At 66.7% G+C, this 20469-nt stretch carries 17 protein-coding genes; 5 read left to right on the forward strand and 12 right to left on the reverse strand.

Annotated elements, in window-relative coordinates; genetic code table 11:
* Positions 1–197: 197 nt before the first annotated feature.
* Together ACTJKQ_RS11355 and ACTJKQ_RS11360 are read right to left on the reverse strand one after the other, a co-directional pair.
* Positions 198–1562 carry an ATP-binding protein gene (locus ACTJKQ_RS11355; protein WP_440596879.1) on the reverse strand — a complete coding sequence of 455 codons (1365 nt, stop codon included), beginning with the start codon at positions 1560–1562 and terminating at the stop codon, positions 198–200.
* Between the two features lie 124 nt (positions 1563–1686).
* Positions 1687–2346 (reverse strand): response regulator, encoded by a 660-nt coding sequence (locus tag ACTJKQ_RS11360; RefSeq protein WP_056066148.1) that lies wholly within the window; start codon positions 2344–2346, stop codon positions 1687–1689.
* Positions 2347–2561: 215 nt separating this feature from the next.
* On the opposite strand from ACTJKQ_RS11360, the gene ACTJKQ_RS11365 reads away from it, so the two are divergent.
* On the forward strand, positions 2562–3593 hold the full coding sequence (locus ACTJKQ_RS11365; RefSeq protein ID WP_440596880.1) for an ABC transporter substrate-binding protein: 1032 nt from the start codon (positions 2562–2564) through the stop codon (positions 3591–3593).
* 51 nt (positions 3594–3644) lie between these two features.
* Here ACTJKQ_RS11365 and ACTJKQ_RS11370 read toward each other — a convergent pair whose 3' ends face one another.
* From ACTJKQ_RS11370 to ACTJKQ_RS11415, 10 genes are all read right to left on the reverse strand, one after another.
* On the reverse strand, positions 3645–5168 hold the full coding sequence (locus ACTJKQ_RS11370) for a DegQ family serine endoprotease (RefSeq protein ID WP_440596881.1): 1524 nt from the start codon (positions 5166–5168) through the stop codon (positions 3645–3647).
* Positions 5169–5435: 267 nt separating this feature from the next.
* The gene (locus ACTJKQ_RS11375; protein WP_440596882.1) at positions 5436–6425 is read right to left on the reverse strand and encodes a catalase; all 990 of its coding nucleotides are present in this window, start codon (positions 6423–6425) and stop codon (positions 5436–5438) included.
* A 70-nt stretch (positions 6426–6495) separates the two neighbouring features.
* On the reverse strand, positions 6496–7608 hold the full coding sequence (locus tag ACTJKQ_RS11380) for an aldose epimerase family protein (RefSeq protein ID WP_440596883.1): 1113 nt from the start codon (positions 7606–7608) through the stop codon (positions 6496–6498).
* A gap of 9 nt (positions 7609–7617) precedes the next feature.
* On the reverse strand, positions 7618–8547 hold the full coding sequence (locus ACTJKQ_RS11385; protein ID WP_440596884.1) for a DMT family transporter: 930 nt from the start codon (positions 8545–8547) through the stop codon (positions 7618–7620).
* A gap of 83 nt (positions 8548–8630) precedes the next feature.
* Positions 8631–10205: a galactarate dehydratase gene (gene garD / locus ACTJKQ_RS11390; RefSeq protein ID WP_440596885.1), complete on the reverse strand. Its 1575-nt coding sequence runs from the start codon at positions 10203–10205 to the stop codon at positions 8631–8633.
* A 69-nt stretch (positions 10206–10274) separates the two neighbouring features.
* Complete coding sequence (locus tag ACTJKQ_RS11395; RefSeq protein ID WP_056066169.1) at positions 10275–11567, reverse strand: TRAP transporter large permease; 1293 nt, start codon at positions 11565–11567, stop codon at positions 10275–10277.
* Positions 11568–11619: 52 nt separating this feature from the next.
* Positions 11620–12108, reverse strand: coding sequence for a TRAP transporter small permease (locus ACTJKQ_RS11400; RefSeq protein ID WP_099729349.1), 489 nt, complete (start codon positions 12106–12108; stop codon positions 11620–11622).
* Between the two features lie 89 nt (positions 12109–12197).
* The gene (locus ACTJKQ_RS11405) at positions 12198–13175 is read right to left on the reverse strand and encodes a TRAP transporter substrate-binding protein (protein WP_056066174.1); all 978 of its coding nucleotides are present in this window, start codon (positions 13173–13175) and stop codon (positions 12198–12200) included.
* 41 nt (positions 13176–13216) lie between these two features.
* The gene (locus ACTJKQ_RS11410) at positions 13217–14098 is read right to left on the reverse strand and encodes an SMP-30/gluconolactonase/LRE family protein (protein WP_440596886.1); all 882 of its coding nucleotides are present in this window, start codon (positions 14096–14098) and stop codon (positions 13217–13219) included.
* An 8-nt stretch (positions 14099–14106) separates the two neighbouring features.
* Positions 14107–14925 (reverse strand): NAD-dependent epimerase/dehydratase family protein, encoded by an 819-nt coding sequence (locus tag ACTJKQ_RS11415; RefSeq protein WP_440596887.1) that lies wholly within the window; start codon positions 14923–14925, stop codon positions 14107–14109.
* A gap of 122 nt (positions 14926–15047) precedes the next feature.
* Between ACTJKQ_RS11415 and ACTJKQ_RS11420 the strand changes: the two genes are divergently transcribed.
* From ACTJKQ_RS11420 to ACTJKQ_RS11435, 4 genes are all read left to right on the forward strand, one after another.
* Positions 15048–15776 carry a FadR/GntR family transcriptional regulator gene (locus ACTJKQ_RS11420; RefSeq protein WP_056746871.1) on the forward strand — a complete coding sequence of 243 codons (729 nt, stop codon included), beginning with the start codon at positions 15048–15050 and terminating at the stop codon, positions 15774–15776.
* 300 nt (positions 15777–16076) lie between these two features.
* Positions 16077–17516 carry an aldehyde dehydrogenase family protein gene (locus ACTJKQ_RS11425; RefSeq protein ID WP_440596888.1) on the forward strand — a complete coding sequence of 480 codons (1440 nt, stop codon included), beginning with the start codon at positions 16077–16079 and terminating at the stop codon, positions 17514–17516.
* Positions 17517–17759: 243 nt separating this feature from the next.
* Positions 17760–18116 carry a DUF2946 family protein gene (locus ACTJKQ_RS11430; RefSeq protein ID WP_440596889.1) on the forward strand — a complete coding sequence of 119 codons (357 nt, stop codon included), beginning with the start codon at positions 17760–17762 and terminating at the stop codon, positions 18114–18116.
* Between the two features lie 135 nt (positions 18117–18251).
* The gene (locus ACTJKQ_RS11435; RefSeq protein WP_440596890.1) at positions 18252–20465 is read left to right on the forward strand and encodes a TonB-dependent receptor; all 2214 of its coding nucleotides are present in this window, start codon (positions 18252–18254) and stop codon (positions 20463–20465) included.
* The last annotated feature ends 4 nt before the right edge of the window (positions 20466–20469 follow it).

Below are 20469 nucleotides of genomic sequence, written 5' to 3' on the forward strand. Positions count from 1 at the left end.
CGCAGGCGGACCAGGAACCGGCACAGCCTGCGCGCTACCCCCGCATTGTGCGGGGCAGGCCCCTGGCGGCGTGGCGCGCACGTGACGAGGCGCTTTGAAGCACTCAGCGGGTGCTTTTGAGGGATTTTGAGCCGATAGCGCTAGTGCAATATGCCTGGAAAGCTATGCAATTAATAGCAAACAGGGCATCACGCAGCTCAGGGCTTGGCAGCCGCAAACCGCACGGTCACCCGCAGACCGCCCAGACGCGCCGAGCTGTCCAGCGCCACGGTGGCGCCATGGCTTTGGGCGATGGCCTGCACGATGGCCAGACCCAGACCGCTGCCAGGCGCACCGTCGGCGGTGACGCGCACAAACCGCTGCATGGCCCGCTCGCGGTGCTCGGGGGCGATGCCGGGGCCGCTGTCTTCCACGGTGAGCACGGCGTGGTCGCCCTCGCGGCGCACTTGCAGGTCCACCTGGCCGCCGGGCGGGCTGTATTTGATGGCGTTGTCCAGCAGATTGCGGGCCAGCATGCGCAGGGCCTCGGCATTGCCGGTGACGGTGGCGGCGTCCGATTCAAGCAGGCCCACATCCATGCTGCGCGCCTGGGCGGCGGGGGCCACGTCGGCCAGCGCCAGTTGCGCCGTGGCGCGCAGGTCCACCGGATCGTTGACGGCCGTGCTGACCTCCTGCCGGGCCAGGGTCAGCAGCTGCTCGACCAGCCGCGTGGCGCGCTCGATGCCGGCCGACAGGCGTTCGATGGCGGCCGCCCGCGCGGCGTCGTCGCCCGCACGCTGCAGGCCCTGCAGTTGCAGGCGCAATGCGGCCAGGGGGGAGCGCAGCTCGTGCGCGGCGTCGGCCACAAAGTGCTGCTGCGCCTCGAACGCGTGCTGCACGCGCTCGAACAGCAGGTTGAGTTCGCTCACCAGCGGCTGCACCTCATCGGGCAGTTGTGCATCGCTCACGGGCGACAGGTCGTCGGCCTGGCGCTTTGCCAGCTGGCGGCGCACGCGCTCCACCGGGGCCAGCGACCGGCTCACGCCCCACCACACGGCCAGCACCAAGAGCGGCGCCATGATGGCCAGCGGCGCCAGCGTGCGCAGCGCCAGGCTGCGGGCCATGTCGCGCCGCGCAGCCATGTTCTGCGCCACCTGGATGACCTGCGAGCGCGTCTGCATCGAGAACACCCGGTAGGTGCCCCCGCGCGCCTGCACGTTGGTGAAGCCCAGCACGGCAATCTGTGGCAGGGCGGCGCCTACAGCGGACTCAAAAATGCGCAGGCCTTCGTTGGTCCACACCTGCACGATGAACTCGTGGTTCTCGTCCTCCGGGTCCAGGCCCGGGCCCAGGCCTTGGGCATCCACCGGCAGACCCGAGCGCAAAGCCAGCGCCGTCTGCTGCATGTGGTAGTCGAACAGCGCATCGGCCTCGTCCAGCGCGCCCCGGTAGGCCAGTGCGCCCTGCACTGCGCCTGCCAGCACGATGGCAGCCAGCAAAAACATCAGCAGCCGCATGCGCAGCGAGCGCGGGAGCATGGACTGCAGCGCGCTGCGCCAGGAGGTGGTTGGCACGTTCTTCATCTCTATCCATCCATCCCCGCCGCATGCTCAGGGCGGGAGATTGCGCGGGGGCAGCCAGCAAGGGCCGCCCCGCAGCAAAGGCTGTCGTCCCCTTGGGGGGAAGCGGCGAAGCCGCTCAGGGGGGTCATGCCTTCGGCACGAGGTAGCCCACCCCGCGCACGTTCAGCACCAGCTCGGGCCCCAGTTTCTTGCGCAAGCCGTGGATGTAGACCTCCACCGCGTTGCTGCTCACCTCGTCGCCCCAGCCGTAGAGTTTGTCCTCCAGCTGCTGGCGCGACAGCACCATGCCGGGGCGGGCAATGAGCGGCTCCAGCACCGCCCATTCGCGCCCCGACAGCACCACGGGCGTGCCGCGCACCGTCACCTCGCGCGTGGCGGGGTTGATGCTCACGCCCTGGTGCTCGTACACCGGCTCGGCCCGCCCTGCCGCGCGGCGCAGCAGGGCACGGATGCGGGCCAGCAGCTCATCCAGGTCATAGGGCTTGAGCACGTAGTCGTCGGCCCCGGCATCCAGCCCCTCGATGCGCTGCGCCACAGCATCGCGCGCGGTGGCCACCAGCACGGGGGTGCGGTTCTTGCGGGCGCGCAGGTCGCGCAGCACGGTCAGACCATCGCGTTGGGGCAGGCCCAGGTCCAGCAGCACCAGGTCATACGCCTGAGTGCGCAGGGCCGTGTCGGCCGCATCGCCATCGCGCGCCCAGTCCACCGCGTACTGCTCGGCGCGCAGCAGGTCCAGCACGGCTTCACCGATCATGGAATCGTCTTCAACAAGCAAGAGGCGCATGGCAAGGGGGCAGAAAGGTCGGTCGGTCAGGAGTGCAGGAAATGGGCTGGCTGCCAAGGATAGCGGCGGCATGGGCGCTGGCGCAGCACCGGGCTGCCAGAACGACTTAAATTTGACACATCACTGTCACAATGAAAGCGCCACGCGCACACCGCCCGCCCCAGGGGCCGGGCCACTACGACAAAAGACAAGGAGCAAGACCGATGGCAATTCCGATGGCATTCCCCCCTCTCCACCACGTTGCTGCGGCCGTTGCGCTGGCCGCACTGGCTTCCACTAACGCCCAGGCCCAGGGCGTGGTCAACGCGCTGTGCAGCACCGACGCGCCCTGGTGCGAAGCGGCCGCGAAGGAGTTCACCCGCAAGACGGGCATCAAGGTGAACCAGGCCCACAAGGGCACGGGCGAGATTGCCGCGCAGATGCGCGCCGAGGCCAACAATCCCAAGACCGACATCTGGTGGGGCGGCACGGGTGACCCCTTCTTGCAGGCGGCGGAGCAGGGCCTGCTGGCCGAATACCGCCCCGCCTATCTGCATGACCTGCATGGCTGGAGCGTGCGCCAGTACGCCATGTCGGGCCACCAGGTGGGGGGCTTTTACAGCTCGGCCATCGGCTTTGGCTACAACACCGAAACGCTCAAGAAGAAAAAGCTGCCGGAGCCGCAGTGCTGGTCCGACGTGATCAAGCCTGCCTACAAGGGCGAGGTGGAAATCTCGCACCCTGCCTCCAGCGGCACGGCCTACACCGTGATCGCGGGGCTGGTGCAGCTGATGAGCGAAGACAAGGCGTTCGACTACCTCAAGGCCCTGCACAAGAACACCACCACCTACACCCGCAGCGGCCAGGCACAGGCGCCCAACGTGGCCAAGGGCGAGGTGGGTGTGGGCATCACCTTCATGTTCAACTTTGAGAAGTGGAAGGCCGACAAGTACCCGGTGAAAACCCAGGCGCCTTGTGAAGGCACCAGCTACGAGGTGGGCGGCATTGCGCTGGTCAAGGGCGCGCGCAACATGGACAACGCCAAAAAGTACTACGACTGGCTGATGAGCCCCGAAGGCCAGGCCGTGGGCGCCCAGGTGGGCAGCTACCAGGTGCCCGCCAACAAGACCTTCAAGATGGACCCGCGCATCCCAACGCTGGACAACGTGAAGCTCATCAAATACGACTTCGAGAAATACGGCAAGGCTGCCGAGCGCCGGCGCCTGATCGACCGCTGGACCAAGGAAGTGGAGGCGCTGCCGCGCTAATGTGCAGCGCCTGCCGCAGGGCCAGAGCCGACGGCAGGCGCAGGCCATGGATCAGCCCAGGCGCACGGGCACAAAGATCTTGTCGCCGTCGCGCTCAATCAGCAGCGCCACCGACTTGCCCGCCTTGGCCATGGCGGCACGCACCTGCGTGATGTCCTTGATGGGCGCGCCGTTGATGGCCAGCAGCACGTCGCCCGGCTGCACACCGGCCGCAGCGGCGGGGCCGCGCGCCTGCTCGATGACCAGGCCCTCATTGAGGCCTGCCGCGCGCCGCTCCTGCGGGTCCAGCGGACGCAATGACAGGCCCAGTTGGCCCTTGCCCACGGCATCGTCGTTGCGCGCCTGCTTGATCGCCTTCTCGCTGGCGTCGCCCAGGGTGGCGGTCAGCTCCAGCGGCTTGCCCTGGCGCCACACCGACAGCTTGGCCTGTTGGCCCGGCTGCGCCTGGCCCACCCAGGCGGGCAGGTCGCCCGAGGCGACGATGGGCTGGCCGTCCACCTGGCGGATCACGTCGCCCGCCTGCAGGCCGGCCTTCTCTGCGGGGCTGCCCTTGCTGACGCTGGCCACCAGCGCGCCTTCGGGCTTGTCGAGGTTGAACGACTCGGCAAACGCCTGGTTCACCTCTTGCACGGCCACGCCCAGCTGTGCGTGGCGCACCTTGCCGGTGGCAACAATCTGGTCCTTGATCTTGGCCGCCAGCTCGATCGGGATGGAGAACGACACCCCTTGGTAGCCACCCGAGCGGCTGTAGATCTGCGAGTTGATGCCGACCACTTCACCGCGTGCATTGAACAAAGGCCCGCCCGAATTGCCAGGGTTCACCGCCACATCGGTCTGGATGAAGGGCACCAGGCTGTCGTCGGGCAGCGAGCGGCCCTTGGCGCTGACCACACCCGCCGTCACGCTGTTTTCAAAGCCAAAGGGCGAGCCGATGGCCAGCACCCATTCGCCCACCTGCAGATCGCGGGTACTACCCAGGCGCACCGTGGGCAGGTTCTTGGCGTCGATCTTGAGCACGGCCACGTCGGTCTTGGGGTCGGAGCCCAGCACCTTGGCGCGGAACTCGCGGCGGTCGGTGAGCTTGACGATGACTTCGCTGGCACCCTTGACCACATGGGCATTGGTCAGCACCAGGCCATCGGGGCTGACGATGAAGCCGGAGCCCTGGCCGTGCGTGGGTACGTTGGGCTGGGCCTGTGGCCCCATGCCACCCGGAAAACCGAACTGGCGGAAGAACTGGTAGAACGGATCGTTCGGGTCCATCTGCGGCGCCCGGCCCTGCCGCACGGCGGGCTGGCCTTCGTCTTCGCCGTCGTCATCGGCCATGGCGGCCTTGGTGCTGCCCGTCACGCTGATGTTGACCACTGCCGGGCCGTTTTGCGCGGTGATCTGCGCGAAGCTGGGCAAGGCCCCGCCGGGGGCCGCAGGCGTCTGGGCCACGATGGCGGGGGGCGGGGTCAAGGCGCGGGCCTGGTGCCCAGTGATGAGGCCTGCCCCCGTGGCACCCACCGCACCGGCGGCCACCAGGGCCAGGATGAGGCGGCGGGGGGTGGAGGTGAGCGTTGTCGTATTCATGGTGTGGTGCCTTTCCAATCGGAGTTGCGATGGAGGGCAGTGTGGGCACCAACACTTAGACGAAACTTAGAGCGGCTAACAAAACTCCCCTGGCGTCGTTGTCTCGCCTTGTCGTACTGCTTGTACTGCCTGCGGCGAAACGCCTAGCCAGGGCCGCTTCTCTGAGTTTTGTGAGCCGCTCTCAGACCGGGATTCAACACCCTCACTGTTTTCTGAGTACCGTGGCAGCTTCGTCACGATGCGCCCGGTCGCAGCCCCCCCCGCAGGTCACGCAGCGCCACGGCCTTTCTGGCTTTCGAAATACACCACCTTGCGGGCCCGCATCACGTCGCCCAGGGGCCGGTGCGCAGCCAGCGCCTGCCAGGGGTCGAACACGGCGGCCTCCACCTCGGCGGCCAGGGCTGCGTCAGCAGCCGCGTCCTGCCGTGGCAGGGTGAGCCGGGCCACGGTGGTGTAGGGCGTGGGCCAGTCCACGCTGGCGTCTTCAATGGGGGTGGTGGCCTCGTCCATAAAAGGCTGCAGCTGCAGGTCCCACTGCAGGTCCTGCTGGCGCAGGCGGCCGGAGAATTCGGCATCCCAGTCGTGCTGTACCTGCCTGACGGGCGCGCCGTTGGATGCATGGGGCACGAGGCGCACACGCACGGCATAGGGCCCGCAGGCAATGGGCGCAGCGCTGAACATGGCATGCGATGCAAAGCCGCCAAAGGGCCGTCCAAAGGTCTTGACCGTCTTGGCGATCTGCCGGGCCGCACCCAGCAAGCCATGGCGCTGCACCAGGAACTTGATCAGCGCGCCGCCGCCGTGCGACGCAGCGACCACAAAATCCACAAACTCTGCACTCTGGGGGAAGGCGAACTTTTCCTGGTTGATGAGCAGGAAGTCCTGGCTTTTTGCGGGCCCGTTGCCCAAGGCAGAGTCGCCCTGCACGCCCCGTACACTTATCGCAAAGCCCCGGATGTCGGGCTTGTGGTCCGCCGCCTTGTCCATGCCGCCGTTGCTCAGCCGCACCCGCACGTCGTACTGCGCCGGCCGCGCGAACAAGCCCTGGGCCGCAAACGTGGGCAGTTCGCCCAGCACCTCCAGGCGGCCATACGCGGCGGTCAGCTGCTTGCGGTGCAGCCCCCGCCCGGCGCCGTATTTTTGCGACTTGCGCGCCTGGAGCTCGGCAAACTGGCGCGCATAGCCCGCAAAGCGCTGCGCTTCATCGGGTGCCACCACTTCTTTCCAGTCGGTGCTGGGGGCGTTGGACATTTGCATGAGCCACCTCGGTTAAAAGCCAGGCGGCATGGTAGCGCGGCACGGGCTTGCCAGACCACCCCACAAGCTATCAGCCACTGATAAAGCGGTACACGATGGCGCCCCGTACCACTTCGCCTGGCAGCCACCAGCGCACCGGAAAGCCCGCGTGGTTGGGCGCATCCGGGTACTCCATGGGCTCCAGGCAGATACCGTCGCCCGGCTGCCAGAGCCAGCCGCCCTGCCCCGCACCACGCCCCCGGTCCCGCGCGGGGTCGGCCTTGAGGCCGTGGCCTGCATACACCTGCACGCCGGGCGCGGCGCTCCACACCTCCATCGCGCGGCCGCTCATCGGTTCGCACAGCAGCGCGGCCAGTCGCAGGCCCGGTGGCGTGATGGATGACGACGGAGGGGCAAGGGGGGCCGCCTGTTCGTCCAGCACCAGGTAGTGGTCCAGCCCGCCCGCCACAGCCAGTTGCTCATGGGGTGTTGCGATGGCATCCGCCACACGGCGGGCCTGGCGGAAGTCGAACGGCGTGCCCTGCACCGCGCTCAGCATGCCAGTGGGGCACACATCGGCGGCCAATGGCACATAGCGGCTGGCGGGCACATGCAGGGTGTGGCCGTGGGTGCTGCCCTGGCCTGCCAGGTTGAAGAACGCATGCCCGGTGAGGTTGAGCACCGTAGGGGCATGGAGCACCTCGGCCGTCCAGGCCATGTGCAGCGCGTTGTCGGCTGTGACCTGCAGGTGGAGCTGCAGGCGCACCGTGCCGGGCACCCCGTCGTCCTCGGTGCGGAAGGTGTGGCTCATGGTCAGTGCATCAGCCTGCACGCGTTCCACCGCAAACACCTGGAAGCGGCTGCCGAGCGGGCCGCCGTGGTGATGGTGTGGCCCGCTGTTGGTGGGCAGTTGCTGGCGCGATCCATCCGGCAGGGTCAGCGTGCCCGCACGCAGACGCCCCGCCCAGCGGCCGATGAGGGCGCCCATGGAGAGCTGGCCGTCCAGGTAGCCCTGCAGGCTGTCGTAGCCCAGCGCCACATCGGCCAAGCCGCCCTGCCCATCGGGCACCGCCACCTGCACCAGGCGGGCGCCGTAGTTGCTCACCGCCACCTGCAGGCCGCCGGGGCTGCGCAGGGTGAACAGGTCGGTGCGCAGGCCGTGCAGGTCGCGCTGGAATGCGTCGCGGGAGAGTGTGTAAGCCATGGGCCGAGTCTATTTGGTAGCGCTGGCCGTATGGCGCGTGACCAGCCATATGCCCACACACACCAGCACCAGGGCCAGCAGGTTTTTCCACTCCCACAGCGCCTCGCCCAAAAACAGTGCCGACAGCGCCGCGCCAAAGATCGGCACGGTGAAGTTGAACACCGTGATCTGGCTCACGCGGTTGTGCTTGAGCAGGATGCTCCACAGCGAAAACGCGGCCGACGACAGCAGCGCCAGGTACACCAGCAGCACCGTAGAGCCCCAGGTAAAGTCCGTGAGCGAACCACCCAGCGACCAGCCAATCGCCAACAACGCCACGCCGCCCAAGCCCAGCTGCCAGCCCGTCATCACGACGGAGTCCATGCGCTGCGACACCTGCTTGCCGTAAATGCTGGCCGCGGCCAGCACCAGGGCGGCGATCACCACGAAGCCTTCGCCCAGCAGCGTGAAGTCCAGGTCCAGCGTGCCGCGACCCAGGTTGACGACCATCACGCCCGCAAAGCCCACCAGGCAGCCCCACAGCTTGGCATGGCTCAGACGGTCGTTGTGATAGATCCAGTGCGCCAGCAGCACGCTGAAAAACGTGCCGGTGGCGTTCATGATGGAGCCCTTGACGCCCGTGGTGTGTGCCAGGCCCACGTAGAAGAACACGTACTGCAGCGTGGTCTGCGCTAAGCTCAGCACCACCAACTGGCGCCCGGCCCCGGGCCCCAGGCCCCAGATGACCTTGCGCGTGGCTACAGCCCAGGCCAGCAGGATCAACCCGGCGCCCAGAAACCGCCAACCTGCGAATACGAGCTGCGTAGGAATGTCATTGCGGGCGATGCCGAACCAGGCGTACCCGGTCTTGATGGCGGGGTACGAGCTGCCCCAGAGCAGGCAACACAGCAGCGCCAGCGCCACCACGACCTTGCGGTCAGAAAATCGGGAATGCCCCATGAGATGCGGTCTTTCAAGGACAACAGCCCTTGCAGGCAAGGGCTGTTGAAGGGGGAACACAAAGGGCCAGGGCCCGGCAGGGTTTAGGTGACGGGCGCCGGGTTGAACAGCACCAGCGCGTTGTGCAGTTGCCACTGCTCGGCCCAGGTCTTCTTGCGACCGCTGGCCACGTCGAGCAGCAAGTGGAACATCTCCCAGCCCAGCTGCTCGATAGTGGCCTCGCCATCGGCGATCTTGCCGGCGTTGATGTCCATCAGGTCGTGCCAGCGGCGGGCCAGATCAGTGCGCGTCGCGACCTTGACCACAGGGCACTCGGCCAGACCGTAGGGTGTGCCCCGGCCGGTGGTGAACACGTGCAGGTTCATGCCGGCAGCCAGTTGCAGCGTGCCGCAGATGAAGTCGCTGGCGGGCGTGGCGGCATACACCAGGCCGCGCTGGTCGCGGCGCAGCTTCTCGCCCGGGGCCAGCACATGCGCAATGGGCGCGGTGCCGCTCTTGATGATGGAGCCCATGGCCTTCTCGGCGATGTTCGACAAACCGCCCGCCTTGTTGCCCGGCGTGGTGTTGGCCGCGCGGTCCACACGGCCCCGGTCCAGATAGCGGTCGTACCAGCCCAGTTCGCGCACGATGGATTCGGCCACCTCAGGCGTGGCCGCGCGGCTGGTGAGCTGCTCCACCGCGTCGCGCACTTCGGTGTTCTCGCTGAACATCACCGTGGCGCCCGCGCGCACCAGCAGGTCGGCGCAAAAGCCCACGGCCGGGTTGGCGGTGACGCCCGAGAACGCATCGCTGCCACCGCACTGCACACCCAGCACCAGCTCGCTGGCGGGGATGGTCTCGCGGCGGCGGGCGTTGAGGCGCTCCAAGTGGGGCCGCGCGCTTTGCACGATGTGGTCGAGCATGGCCATGAAGCCCACATGCTCGTCGGCCTGCAGGCACACCGTCTCGGGGCCCAGCGCCGCGTCGCGCTCGTCGGTGATGGGGAAGCTGCCCGGGGGCAGCAGGCGGTCGGGCTGCAGCTTTTCGCAGCCCAGGCTGACCACCATGACCTCGCCCCCAAAGTTGGGGTTGAGGCTGATGTTGCGCAGCGTGCGGATGGGGATGATGGCGTCGGGCGCATCAATCGCCACGCCGCAGCCGTAGGTGTGCTCCAGGCCGATCACATCGTCCACATGGGGAAACAAAGGCAGCAGCTCGGCCTTGATGCGGCGCACGGCCTGCGCCACCACACCGGCCACACACTGCACGGTGGTGGTGATGGCCAGGATGTTGCGCGTGCCCACCGAGCCATCGGCGTTGCGATAGCCCTCGAAGGTGTAGCCCGTCAGGGGTTCAAGCACCGGCGGTTGCACCGTGGCCATGGGCAGCCCCTCCAGCGCACGGGCCGAGGGCATCTGCAGCAGGCGCTCATGCACCCAGCTGCCTGCGGGGATGTCTTTCAGCGCATAACCGATGGGCACGTTGTAGCGGCGCACCACGCCGCCTTCGGGGATGTCCGCCAGCGCCACCTTGTGGCCCTGCGGCACCTTGTCGCGCAGCGTGATGCCAGCGCCCGGCACACCGTCTGGCAACAGGGTGCCCGCAGGCAGGCCACCGTCGTTGGCGACGATGGCGACGTTGTCCTGGGCATGCATGCGGATGGTGAGAGCTTGTCGCATAGGTCCGTTCAATTCACAAGGTACGCGGGTTTCAATCCGCCCGGTGGCCGAGCCATCACTCCTGCCAGGTCAGCCGCCGCCCTTGAGCACCAGGTCTGGCAGCCACATCGAGAACTGGGGCACATAGGTCACCAGCATCAGCGCCACGATGAGCGCACTGTAGAACGGCCAGATGGTCTTCATCACCTCGCCCACCGACACGCCCCCGATGGTGCAGCCGATGAACTGCGTGGTGCCCACGGGAGGGGTGTTCAGGCCCAGCGCGCAGTTGATCAGCATGACGATACCGAACTGCTCCGTGCTCATGCCGAACTGCTGGCAGATCGGCAAAAAGATGGGCGTGCAGATAAGGATGGTGGCCGCCATGTCGAGAAAGGTGCCCAGCACGAACAGAATGATGTTCACCGACAGGAAGATCACCCAGGGCGAGGTGCTCATGGACTTGAGCGCATCACCCGTGAGCTCGGCCACACCGTAGAGTCCGATGAGGTAGCCGAACATGGACGAGATGCCGATGAGCAGCAGCACTGTGCCCGTGGTCTTGACGGCCTTGGACGCGGCCTTGAGGAACTGCTCGCGCGTGAGCTTCTTGTAGACGAAGACCGACAGAATCAGCGCCCACAGCACTGCGACCGACGCCGACTCCGTCGCCGTAAACGCCCCCGACAAAATGCCCGCGATGATGATGACCACCACGGCCAGGCCCGGTACCGAGGCCCGGAACGAGATCCACACAATCTCCCAGCCCGGGAAGGTGCCTGCGGGGTAGCCGCGCTTGACAGCCACGAAGTAGGCGGCAGCCAGGTTGCAGATGGTCAGCAACAGGGCCGGCACGATGCCTGCAAGGATCAGCGCCGCAATGCTTACCTTGCCCCCAGCCGCCAGCGTGAAGATGATGAGGTTGTGCGAGGTGGGCATGAGCGCGCCCACCAGCGAGGCGTGGGTGGTCACGTTCACCGCGTAGTCAGCGTGGTAGCCCTCCTTCTTCATCTGCGGGATGAGCACGGCGCCCATGGCCGACACGTCGGCCACCGGAGATCCCGAGACACCGCCAAACAGCGTGCAGGCCAGCACATTGCTCATGCCCAGGCCGCCACGCACATGGCCCGCCACGCTCTTGGCAAAGTTGACGATGCGGTCGGCGATGCCGCCGTACATCATGATCTCGCCGGCAAAGATGAAGAACGGAATGGCCAGGAACGAGAACGGATTCATGCCCGAAATCATTTGCTGGAAACCCACGGCCAGGGGCAGGCCTTCGTACAGGATGGTGGCCAGCGAGGACAGGCCGATCGAGAAGGCCACGGGCACGCCCAGCAGCAGCAGCAGCGTGAAGCTCACGCACAGGATGGTCAACGCCATGATGGTGGAATCTTTGTAGGGACGTTAGGGGGCGGAGGGACAGTGAGGCCGCTCAATGCCAGGCGGGCTCTACTTCCGTGCCACGCAAGATGGCGATGATGTGTTCCAGCGAGAACATGGCCACCAGCACGCCAGCCATGGCGGGCGGCACGTACTTGAAGGCTTCGGAGATGCCCAGCGTGGGGATCTTGTACGGTGCCACCGATTCGGCCAGCACGCCGCAGTTCCAGGCCATGACGATGCCGAACAGCAGCACCAGTGCGTGGATCAGCAGCTCGAGCTTGGTGCGCAGCCAATCGGGCGCCAGCACCAGGAACGATTCCAGACCGATGTGGCCCGCATCACGCACGCCCACAGCCATGCCCAGCATGGTCACGTAAAGCACCAGCAGCACCGCGCCGCTCTCGGCCCAGGTGGGTGTGTCATTGAAGATATAGCGGCCTATGACCTGGTAGAGCACGGCGCAAACCAGCAGGACCAGCCCTCCCACCCCGAGCTTCAGGCAGGCGCGCGCAATAAAAGCGCAGAGTCGCGTGTACATAGTGGACATTCAAAAACAACAACAACTGGAAACGGGCAGGCGGCGGGCTGTTCCCGGTCCCGCCTTCCCTGGAGGCTCTGGCTTCTGGCTTACTGCACCGCGTCGATGCGCTTGACCATGTCCTGCAGCTTGGGGTCCTTGAGGAACTTGTCGTACACCGGCTTCATGGCAGCCTTGAAGGCCACCTTGTCGATATCCACCACCTGCGCGCCGCCAGCCTTCACCGTGGCCAGGGATTTCTCTTCACGCTCGTCCCAGATCTTGCGCATGTAGCCCACCGACTCCTTGGCGGCGGCGCGGATGGCCTTCTGGTCGTCAGCGCTCAAGGTGTCCCACACCCGCTTGCTGAACAAGAGGATCTCGGGCGCCATGGAATGCTCGGTCTTGTTGAAGTATTTGGCGACTTCGAAGTGGCGCGAGCTTTCGTAGCTGGGGTAGTTGTTTTCTGCAGCGTCCACCAGGCCGGTCTTGAGCGCGGTGTAGACCTCGCCGAACGGCATGGGGGTGGCGTTGGCGCCCATGGCTTCGAGCAGGGACACCCACAGGTCGCTCTGCTGCACGCGCACCTTCAGGCCCTTGACGTCGGCCAGGGTCTTGATGGGCTTCTTGACGGTGTAGATCGAGCGTGCGCCGCTGTCATAGAACGCCAGGCCGACGAAGCCCTGCGATTCGCAGTCCTTCAGGATCTCGTCGCCAATGGCGCCATCCAACACCTTGCGCATGTGCTCCTTGTCGCGGAACAGGAAGGGCATGGTGGGCACCATGGTGGCGGGGCAGATGTTGTTCATGGGCGCGACGTTCACGCGCGTCATGGCAATCGCCCCCAGCTTGGTCTGCTCGATGGTGTCCTTCTCGATGCCGAGCGAGCCCTTGGCGTAGACCTTGATGCTGTGCTTGCCGCCGGTGGCCTTGGACAGCGTCTCCCCCATGTGGCGCACGGCCAGCACGGTGGGATAGTCCTCGGGGTGGATGTCCGACGAGCGGAACTCGGTGGCCTGCGCGGCCAGGCTGCCGAGCAGGATGCCAGCGGCAATGGCCACGCGGCCAAAGAGGTGTGGAACGTTCATGGTGCTTTGTCTCCGGGGTTGAATCGGTTGGGGTGCCGCGCTCAGGCGGGCGGGTACGGGGCCTCTGCGAGCCCTTGGGTGCCCGGGCGGGTCACGAAGACCGCGCCGCCGTGGGCCACATCGTTGCCCTGCGACTGGCCGGGGCGGATGGAGGTGATGAAAAGCAGGTCCATGTCGGGCCCGCCAAAACTGCACATCGAGGGCTTGCTGACCGGCACGGCCAGCGAGCGGTCCAGCACGCCCGATGGGGTGAAGCGATGCACCATGCCAGCGTCGTTGGCGCAGATCCAGTAGCAGCCATCGGTGTCGATGGCCGCACCGTCCGGCCGGCCGGGCAGCTCGCGCATATCCACCAACAGACGGCGCGGCCCCAGGCTGCCGTCTTCGTGCAGGTCCAGCGACCAGATCTTTTGCACGCTGGGGTGGCTGTCGCTGAGGTACATGGTGGCGCCATCGGGGCTGAACGCCAGGCCGTTCTGGGTGACCAGGCCTTCGATCAGCGGCGCCGAAAGGCCGCGCGCGTCCTGCCGGTACAGGCCGCCAGCGGGTTGCGCCAGCGACATGTCGCGCACCATGGTGCCGGCCCAGAAGCGCCCCTGGCGGTCACAGCGCCCGTCGTTGAAGCGCATGCCAGCTTGCGGGTGCTGCACGGCAGAGATGAGGGTGCAGACCAAAGTGCCGTCATCGGCAGGCTGCAGGTGGAAGATGCCCGTGTCCATGCCTGCGATGAGCCCGCCGCTGGCATGCAGCGCAATGCAGGCCAGCCGCTCCGGCGTCGCCCAGCTCATCAGTTGCCGGTCGGCCCAGCGCAGGCGGCGCAGCGCGCGGCCTTCGATGTCCACCCAGTACAGCGCCTGCTCGGCCGTGCTCCACAGGGGGCTTTCGCCCACCTGGTCCTGGTGGTGAGGCAACAGGAGTTCCATGAACCCACTCACTCGAACGGACCGGTGCGCACAAACGGCCCGCCCTGGTAGATCACGGCTGGGTCCGTCAGGTCGGGCTGCGGGTCTGCAGCCTCCACCTTGGCGCGGAAGGGCTCGGAGCTGTCCTGCGGGCGGTAGCCAATGTGGCGGGCGAGTGTGTTGTCCCACCAGGTGGTGGTGTTGTCGCCCATGCCATAGATGATGCTGTGGCCCACCACCGGCGCTGTGAGGCTGGCCACGACCAGGCGCTCCAGGTCGTCGTAGCTCATCCAGGTGGCCAGCATGCGGCGGTTGCGCGGCTCGGGGAAGGAGGAGCCGATGCGCAGGCACACGGTTTCGATGCCGTAGCGGTCAAAGTAGAAGCGCGAAAGGTCCTCGCCAAACGCCTTGGACAGGCCATACAGGCCATCGGGCCGCGCTGGGTCGCGCAGGCCCACCACTTCGTCCTGGCGGTAAAAGCCGGTCACATGGTTGGAGCTGGCAAACACCACGCGTTTGACGCCTTGCTTGCGAACGGCCTCATAGAGGTTGTAGGCGCCAATGATGTTGGCATGCAGGATGGGGTCCCAGGGCTGCTCGGTGGACACGCCGCCCAGGTGCACCACAGCGTCCACCCCCTCCAGCAGCGGCAGCATGGCGCTGGCGTCCTCCAAGCGCGCAGGGCGCAACTCTTCGCCGGGCGCCTCGCTGCCCAGGTCGGCCATATCCGACAGGCGCAAGGTGGTGCAGTACGCCTTCAGGCGCGTGCGCAGCTCACGCCCCAGCCCCCCGGCGGCTCCGGTCAGTAACAAGCGTTGAAAACGGATCGGCGTCGGGTGACAGGGCATGGCTTTTGCGGAGGTTCTTGGTACAGTGGCGTTACAAGCGGTTGAACGTCATCAGTTGTCATACAACGAGGAGGCAATGTACTCCTTTCAACCCGTCCAACACATAGGGATAACACCGAGACATGAGCACCGACATCGCCCCACGCCGCAAGCCCCGCACCCTGGCCCTGGAGCTGGTGGACTCCCTGGGTGACCGCATCCGCGACGGGCGCCTGGCACTGGGCGACAAGCTGCCCACAGAGGCCGCGATCATGGCCGAGTTCAACGTCAGCCGCACGGTGGTGCGCGAGGCCATTTCCAAGCTGCAGGCGTCGGGCCTGGTGGAGACACGGCATGGCATCGGCACGTTTGTGCTGGGCCTCGGGCAGGCCCCGGGCTTCAAGATCACGCCCGACCAGTTCAGCACCCTGCGTGACGTGATTGCGGTGCTGGAACTGCGCATCGGCGTAGAAACCGAGGCCGCCGCACTGGCCGCGCAGCGCCGCACGCCCGCCAACCTCAAGACCATGCGCGAGGCGCTGGACACCGTGGCGGCGGCCGTGGACGCCGGGCGCGACGCGGTGGCGGCGGACTTCCAGTTCCATCTGGAGATCGCCCGCGCCACGCAGAACAGCCACTTCGCCGAGCTGATGGGCACACTGGGCAGCATGATCATTCCGCGCGCGCGGCTGGATTCGGTCGAAGCCCCCAACGACGAACGCAGACAGTACCTGCGCCGGGTCAATGGCGAGCACGAGAGCATCTACGACGCCATCGTGGGCCAGGACCCCGACGCAGCCCGTGCAGCCATGCGCACCCACCTGGCCAACAGCCGTGAACGCCGCCGGCGTGCACAGGCCGAGGCTGGCTGAAGGCCAGGGGTCGTGTCGATGCGCCCCACCCCATGCGCCGACCTGTCGCCCTGCGGGTCCGAGACACCCGGCGGGCCCAGGCGACAGGAAGTGATCCCATGAGTAGTTACCCGGGGTGCCCAAAAATGCACTTATGTTGTACGATGACATACAACAAATCCGCAGCGGCCATGCCATGGCGTACGGCCTTGCCTGAATGGGCAGCCCCTGTGGCGGCCAGCGCTCCTGGCCACGCCGTCCCGGCACCGGGGCTGTGATTCGAATTTCTTCAACCACCCACCCTTTCACACCACCACCGCCATGCACGCAAACCTGATCGCCGGCAACTGGACCGAAGGCGTCCGCACGTACCAGAACACCAACCCCTCCGACACGCGCGACGTGATCGGCGACTACGCCGTGGCCAGCCGCGAGCAGGCGCTCGACGCTGTGGCCGCAGCCCACGCGGCCTTTCCGGCATGGAGCCTGTCCACGCCCCAGCAGCGCTTTGACATCCTGGACGCGGTGGGCAACGAGATCATCGCCCGCAAGGCCGAGCTGGGCGACCTGCTGGCCCGCGAAGAAGGCAAGACCCTGCCCGAAGCGATTGGCGAAGTGGGCCGCGCCGCCGCCATCTTCAAGTTCTTTGCCGGCGAGGCGCTGCGCCCCGGTGGCGAGATGATCCCGTCCGTGCGCCCTGGCGTGGGCATTGAGATCACACGCGAGCCGCTGGGCACCATCGGCATCATCACGCCGTGGAACTTCCCCATCGCCATCCCGGCCTGGAAGATCGCACCCGCATTGGCCTACGGCAACACGGTGGTGTTCAAGCCCGCCGAGGTGGTGCCCGGCTCTGCCTGGGCGCTGGCTGACATCCTGCACCGTGCGGGCCTGCCCGCTGGTGTGTTCAACCTGGTGATGGGCCGGGGTTCGGACGTGGGCGCCGTGCTGCTCGAAGACGAGCGCATTGCGGGCGTGAGCTTTACCGGCTCGGTCGGCACCGGTCAGCGCGTGGCAGCGGCCTGCGTGCCACGTGGCGCCAAGGTGCAGCTGGAGATGGGCGGCAAGAACCCGTTTGTGGTGCTGGACGACGCGGACCTGAACGTGGCCGTGGGCGCGGCCATCAACAGCGGCTTCTTCTCCACCGGCCAGCGCTGCACCGCCAGCAGCCGCGTGATCGTGACCGAAGGCATCCACGACCGCTTCGTGGCCGCCATGGTCGAGAAGATGAAGACCCTGAAGGTGGATGACGCACGCAAGACCGGCACCGACATCGGCCCCGTGGTGGACGACCGCCAGCTCGCACAAGACCTGGAATACATCGGCATCGGCCAGCAGGAAGGCGCCAAGCTGGCCTTTGGCGGCGAAGCACTGGAGAAGAACGCCGACGGCGCCCCTGGCTACTACCTGCGCCCCGCCCTGTTCACAGAGACCACGCCCGGCATGCGCATCAACCGCGAAGAAATCTTCGGCCCCGTGGTGAGCGTGTTGCGCGCCAAGAACTACGAAGAGGCGCTGGCCCTGGCCAATGACACGCCCTTCGGTCTGGCCAGCGGCATTGCCACCACCAGCCTCAAGCACGCCACACACTTCAAGCGCCACGCCCAGGCCGGCATGGTGATGGTGAACCTGCCCACAGCGGGCGTGGACTACCACGTGCCATTCGGCGGCCGCAAGAGCAGCAGCTACGGCCCGCGCGAGCAGGGGCGCTACGCGGCAGAGTTCTACACCACGGTGAAGACCGCGTACACGCAGGGCTGAGGCGGGCGCGACACGAGCCTGCGCCCGCGACGCCACTCCAGCCCCGGAGTGGCAGGGCCAGGCGCCTGCACCGCGCTGCGCGCACGGGCACCGCACAGGTCATTCTCAAGCGGTTTTTCAGCCGAATCGGCCGCAAGCGCTAGTGAACCATGTGCTGATAGCTATTATTTGTATAGCAACAACAATTCAGCTGCTCTGCGCCGCTGATTCCGGCCACGACGGCAGCCGCTATCATCGCGCCCCATGACCGTCCTCCGAACCTTCTCTGCGCTGCGCCTGTGGGTGCTCGCATGGTTCGTGGCGTCGATGGGGGTGGCCATTGCATCGCCGCTGGTGCACCCCCAGGCCTTTGAGGTGATCTGCTCGGGCGCTGGCACCATCAAGCTGCTGGTGCAGACCGACGATGGCACCGTTGAAATGGGCGCAATGGGCATGGACTGCCCGCTGTGCTTCACCCCCAGCGCCCCACCCCCCACACCGGTCGTCGCCGTGCTGCCGCCCCACCCCCTGGCCCATGCGCTGCAGCCCGTCGAGGCGGCCCGCATTGCGGCTGCCACTGCAGCCCCCCTGCCCGCACGCGGGCCCCCATCGCGCTCTTGATCTGAAGCTTGTTGGCAGCGCCCGGTACCTGGTGGTCGGGTGCTGACTTGTTCCCGCTGGTTTCCAGATGGCGCAGCCCTGCGTGCACCCCACGCGGGCGTGGCTGCGCTGTCGCTTCAAGACAAGAGCGTTTTCATGTCCCGTATTTCCTTTGCTTCGCGCAGCGCTGCGGCCTTGCCGCGCCTGCCCCTTTCCCCTCTGTGCCTGGGCGTACTTGCCACCTGCGCACTGTCGTCTGTCGCAGCCCATGCACAGACCAACACCCCACCCACAATGCAGGCCGTGGATGTGGTCGATGCCGCCGCATCCCCGAATGGCAAGCTCGGTCTCGACACGCCCGTGGACACCGGCAGCCGCCTGGGCCTGACAGCGCGCGAGAACCCCGCCTCCGTCACTTTGGTGGACCGCGCCACCATCGACGCACGCGGCGCGCAGGACACGCAGGAGATCCTGCGCGCCGTGCCGGGCGTGGTGGCACACAACGCACCTGGTTCGATGTCTGCGCACTACCGGGGCTTCACCAGCAACTCCGTGGCACAGCTCTACAACGGCATCAATCCGCAATATGGCAGCGCAACGCGCGCGGTCGATGCCTGGATCTACGACCGCGTGGAGGCCATCGGCGGCGCGTCGAGTTTTCTGTATGGCTCGGGCGGCGTGGGTGGCTCCATCAACTACATCACCAAGACGGCCGAGCGCAGCGACTTTGCCGAAGGCCAACTGCGCCTGGGCTCCTACGACATGAAGGAAGTGTCGGTGGGCCTGAACCGCCGCATCGCGGGCGGAGATGGCGGCGCAGGCCCCGCGCACTACGCGCGCATCGACTTCAACCAGCGCGACGCTGGCAGTTGGACGGAAGGCACCAAGACCCAGTCCACCCAGCTCGCGACCTCGCTGCTGTCGGACCTGGGCGGCGGCTTCAGCCACACGCTGGCCTACGAGTACCAGAAGGACCATGTGGACCGCCCCTACTGGGGCACCCCCGTTTTGAACCCTGCCGTGGGCGCGCTGACCATCGACCCCGCCACGCGCTTCAAGAACTACAACAGCGCCGACGGCGTGTACGAACACCGCGTGCAGTGGCTGCGCTCGGTGGCGCAGTGGCGCGCGTCGGATGCATTGCAGCTCAAGAATACGTTCTATGTTTACGACGCCCTGCGCGACTACCGCAACGTGGAGATCTACACCTTCAACGCTGCCAATACGACGGTCACGCGCACATCCCCGCTGTTGCAACGCCACGATCAACAGCTGGTGGGCGACCGGCTGGAGGGCACCTACCAGGGCCAGCTCGCAGGCCGAAAGAGCGACTGGGCCTTTGGCCTCGATGTCAGCGTAAACAAGCAGACGCGCTTTCCCTTCGGCCCCTCGGTCACGGTGAGCACGGTCAATCCCTACCACTTTTCCACCGAGAACTTCTTCGACATCCCCGGCATGTCGCCCGTCCTGAACCCTGACAAGGACAACAAGATCACCAACACCGCGCTGTACCTGGAAAACCGCACCCTGGTGGCCTCCGGCGTGAACCTCGTCACCGCGCTGCGGCACGAGAGCATCGACCTCGACCTGGTGAACCGCCGTGCCGTGACGGCCGCAGCACCGGCCACCTTCAGCCGCAGCTACCACCCCACCACGAGCCGTCTGGGCGTGGTGTGGGAGATTGCGCCCGGCGCCAACCTGTATGCGCAGGCCTCCAACGCGGCAGACCCACCCTCGGGCTCGCTGGCTTCGGCCTCGTTTGCCGATGTGCGCAACAACAGCGAGCTGACCACCGGCCGCCAGGTCGAGGTGGGCAGCAAGTTTGACTTCTGGGACGGAAAAGGCAGCGCCACGGTGGCGGTGTTTGACATCCGCCGCAAGAACATCGCCTCGCAAGATCCGTCCAACCCCAACCTCACGGTGCTGGTGGGCGAGCAGTCGTCCAAGGGCATCGAGCTATCGGCCGGCATCCGCCCCACGCCGCAATGGCAGTTGCAGGGCAACCTGTCGCTGATCCGCGCGCGGTATGAAAATTTTGTGCAGGGCGGCGTTTCGCGCGCGGGCAATGTGCCGCAGCTGGTGCCGCAGCAAGTGGCCAATCTGTGGGCCTCGTACGCGATCACACCCACCGTCACTGCCAGCGCGGGGGTGCGCCATGTGGGCAAGGTGTATGGCAACGCGGCCAACACCAAGTTCTGGCCTTCGTACACGCTGCTGGACCTGGGCCTGGCCTGGAAGATCAACAAGTCCACCACCCTCTCGGGCCGCGTGCGCAACGCCACCGACCGCATCTACGCGGCCGAGACGCGCGACCAGGTCTACCTGGGCGCACCGCGCACGCTGGACGTGACGCTGCACACCGCGTTCTGACGCA

The sequence above is a fragment of the Acidovorax sp. 22279 genome, assembly GCF_052045435.1.
Classification (GTDB): domain Bacteria; phylum Pseudomonadota; class Gammaproteobacteria; order Burkholderiales; family Burkholderiaceae_C; genus Acidovorax; species Acidovorax delafieldii.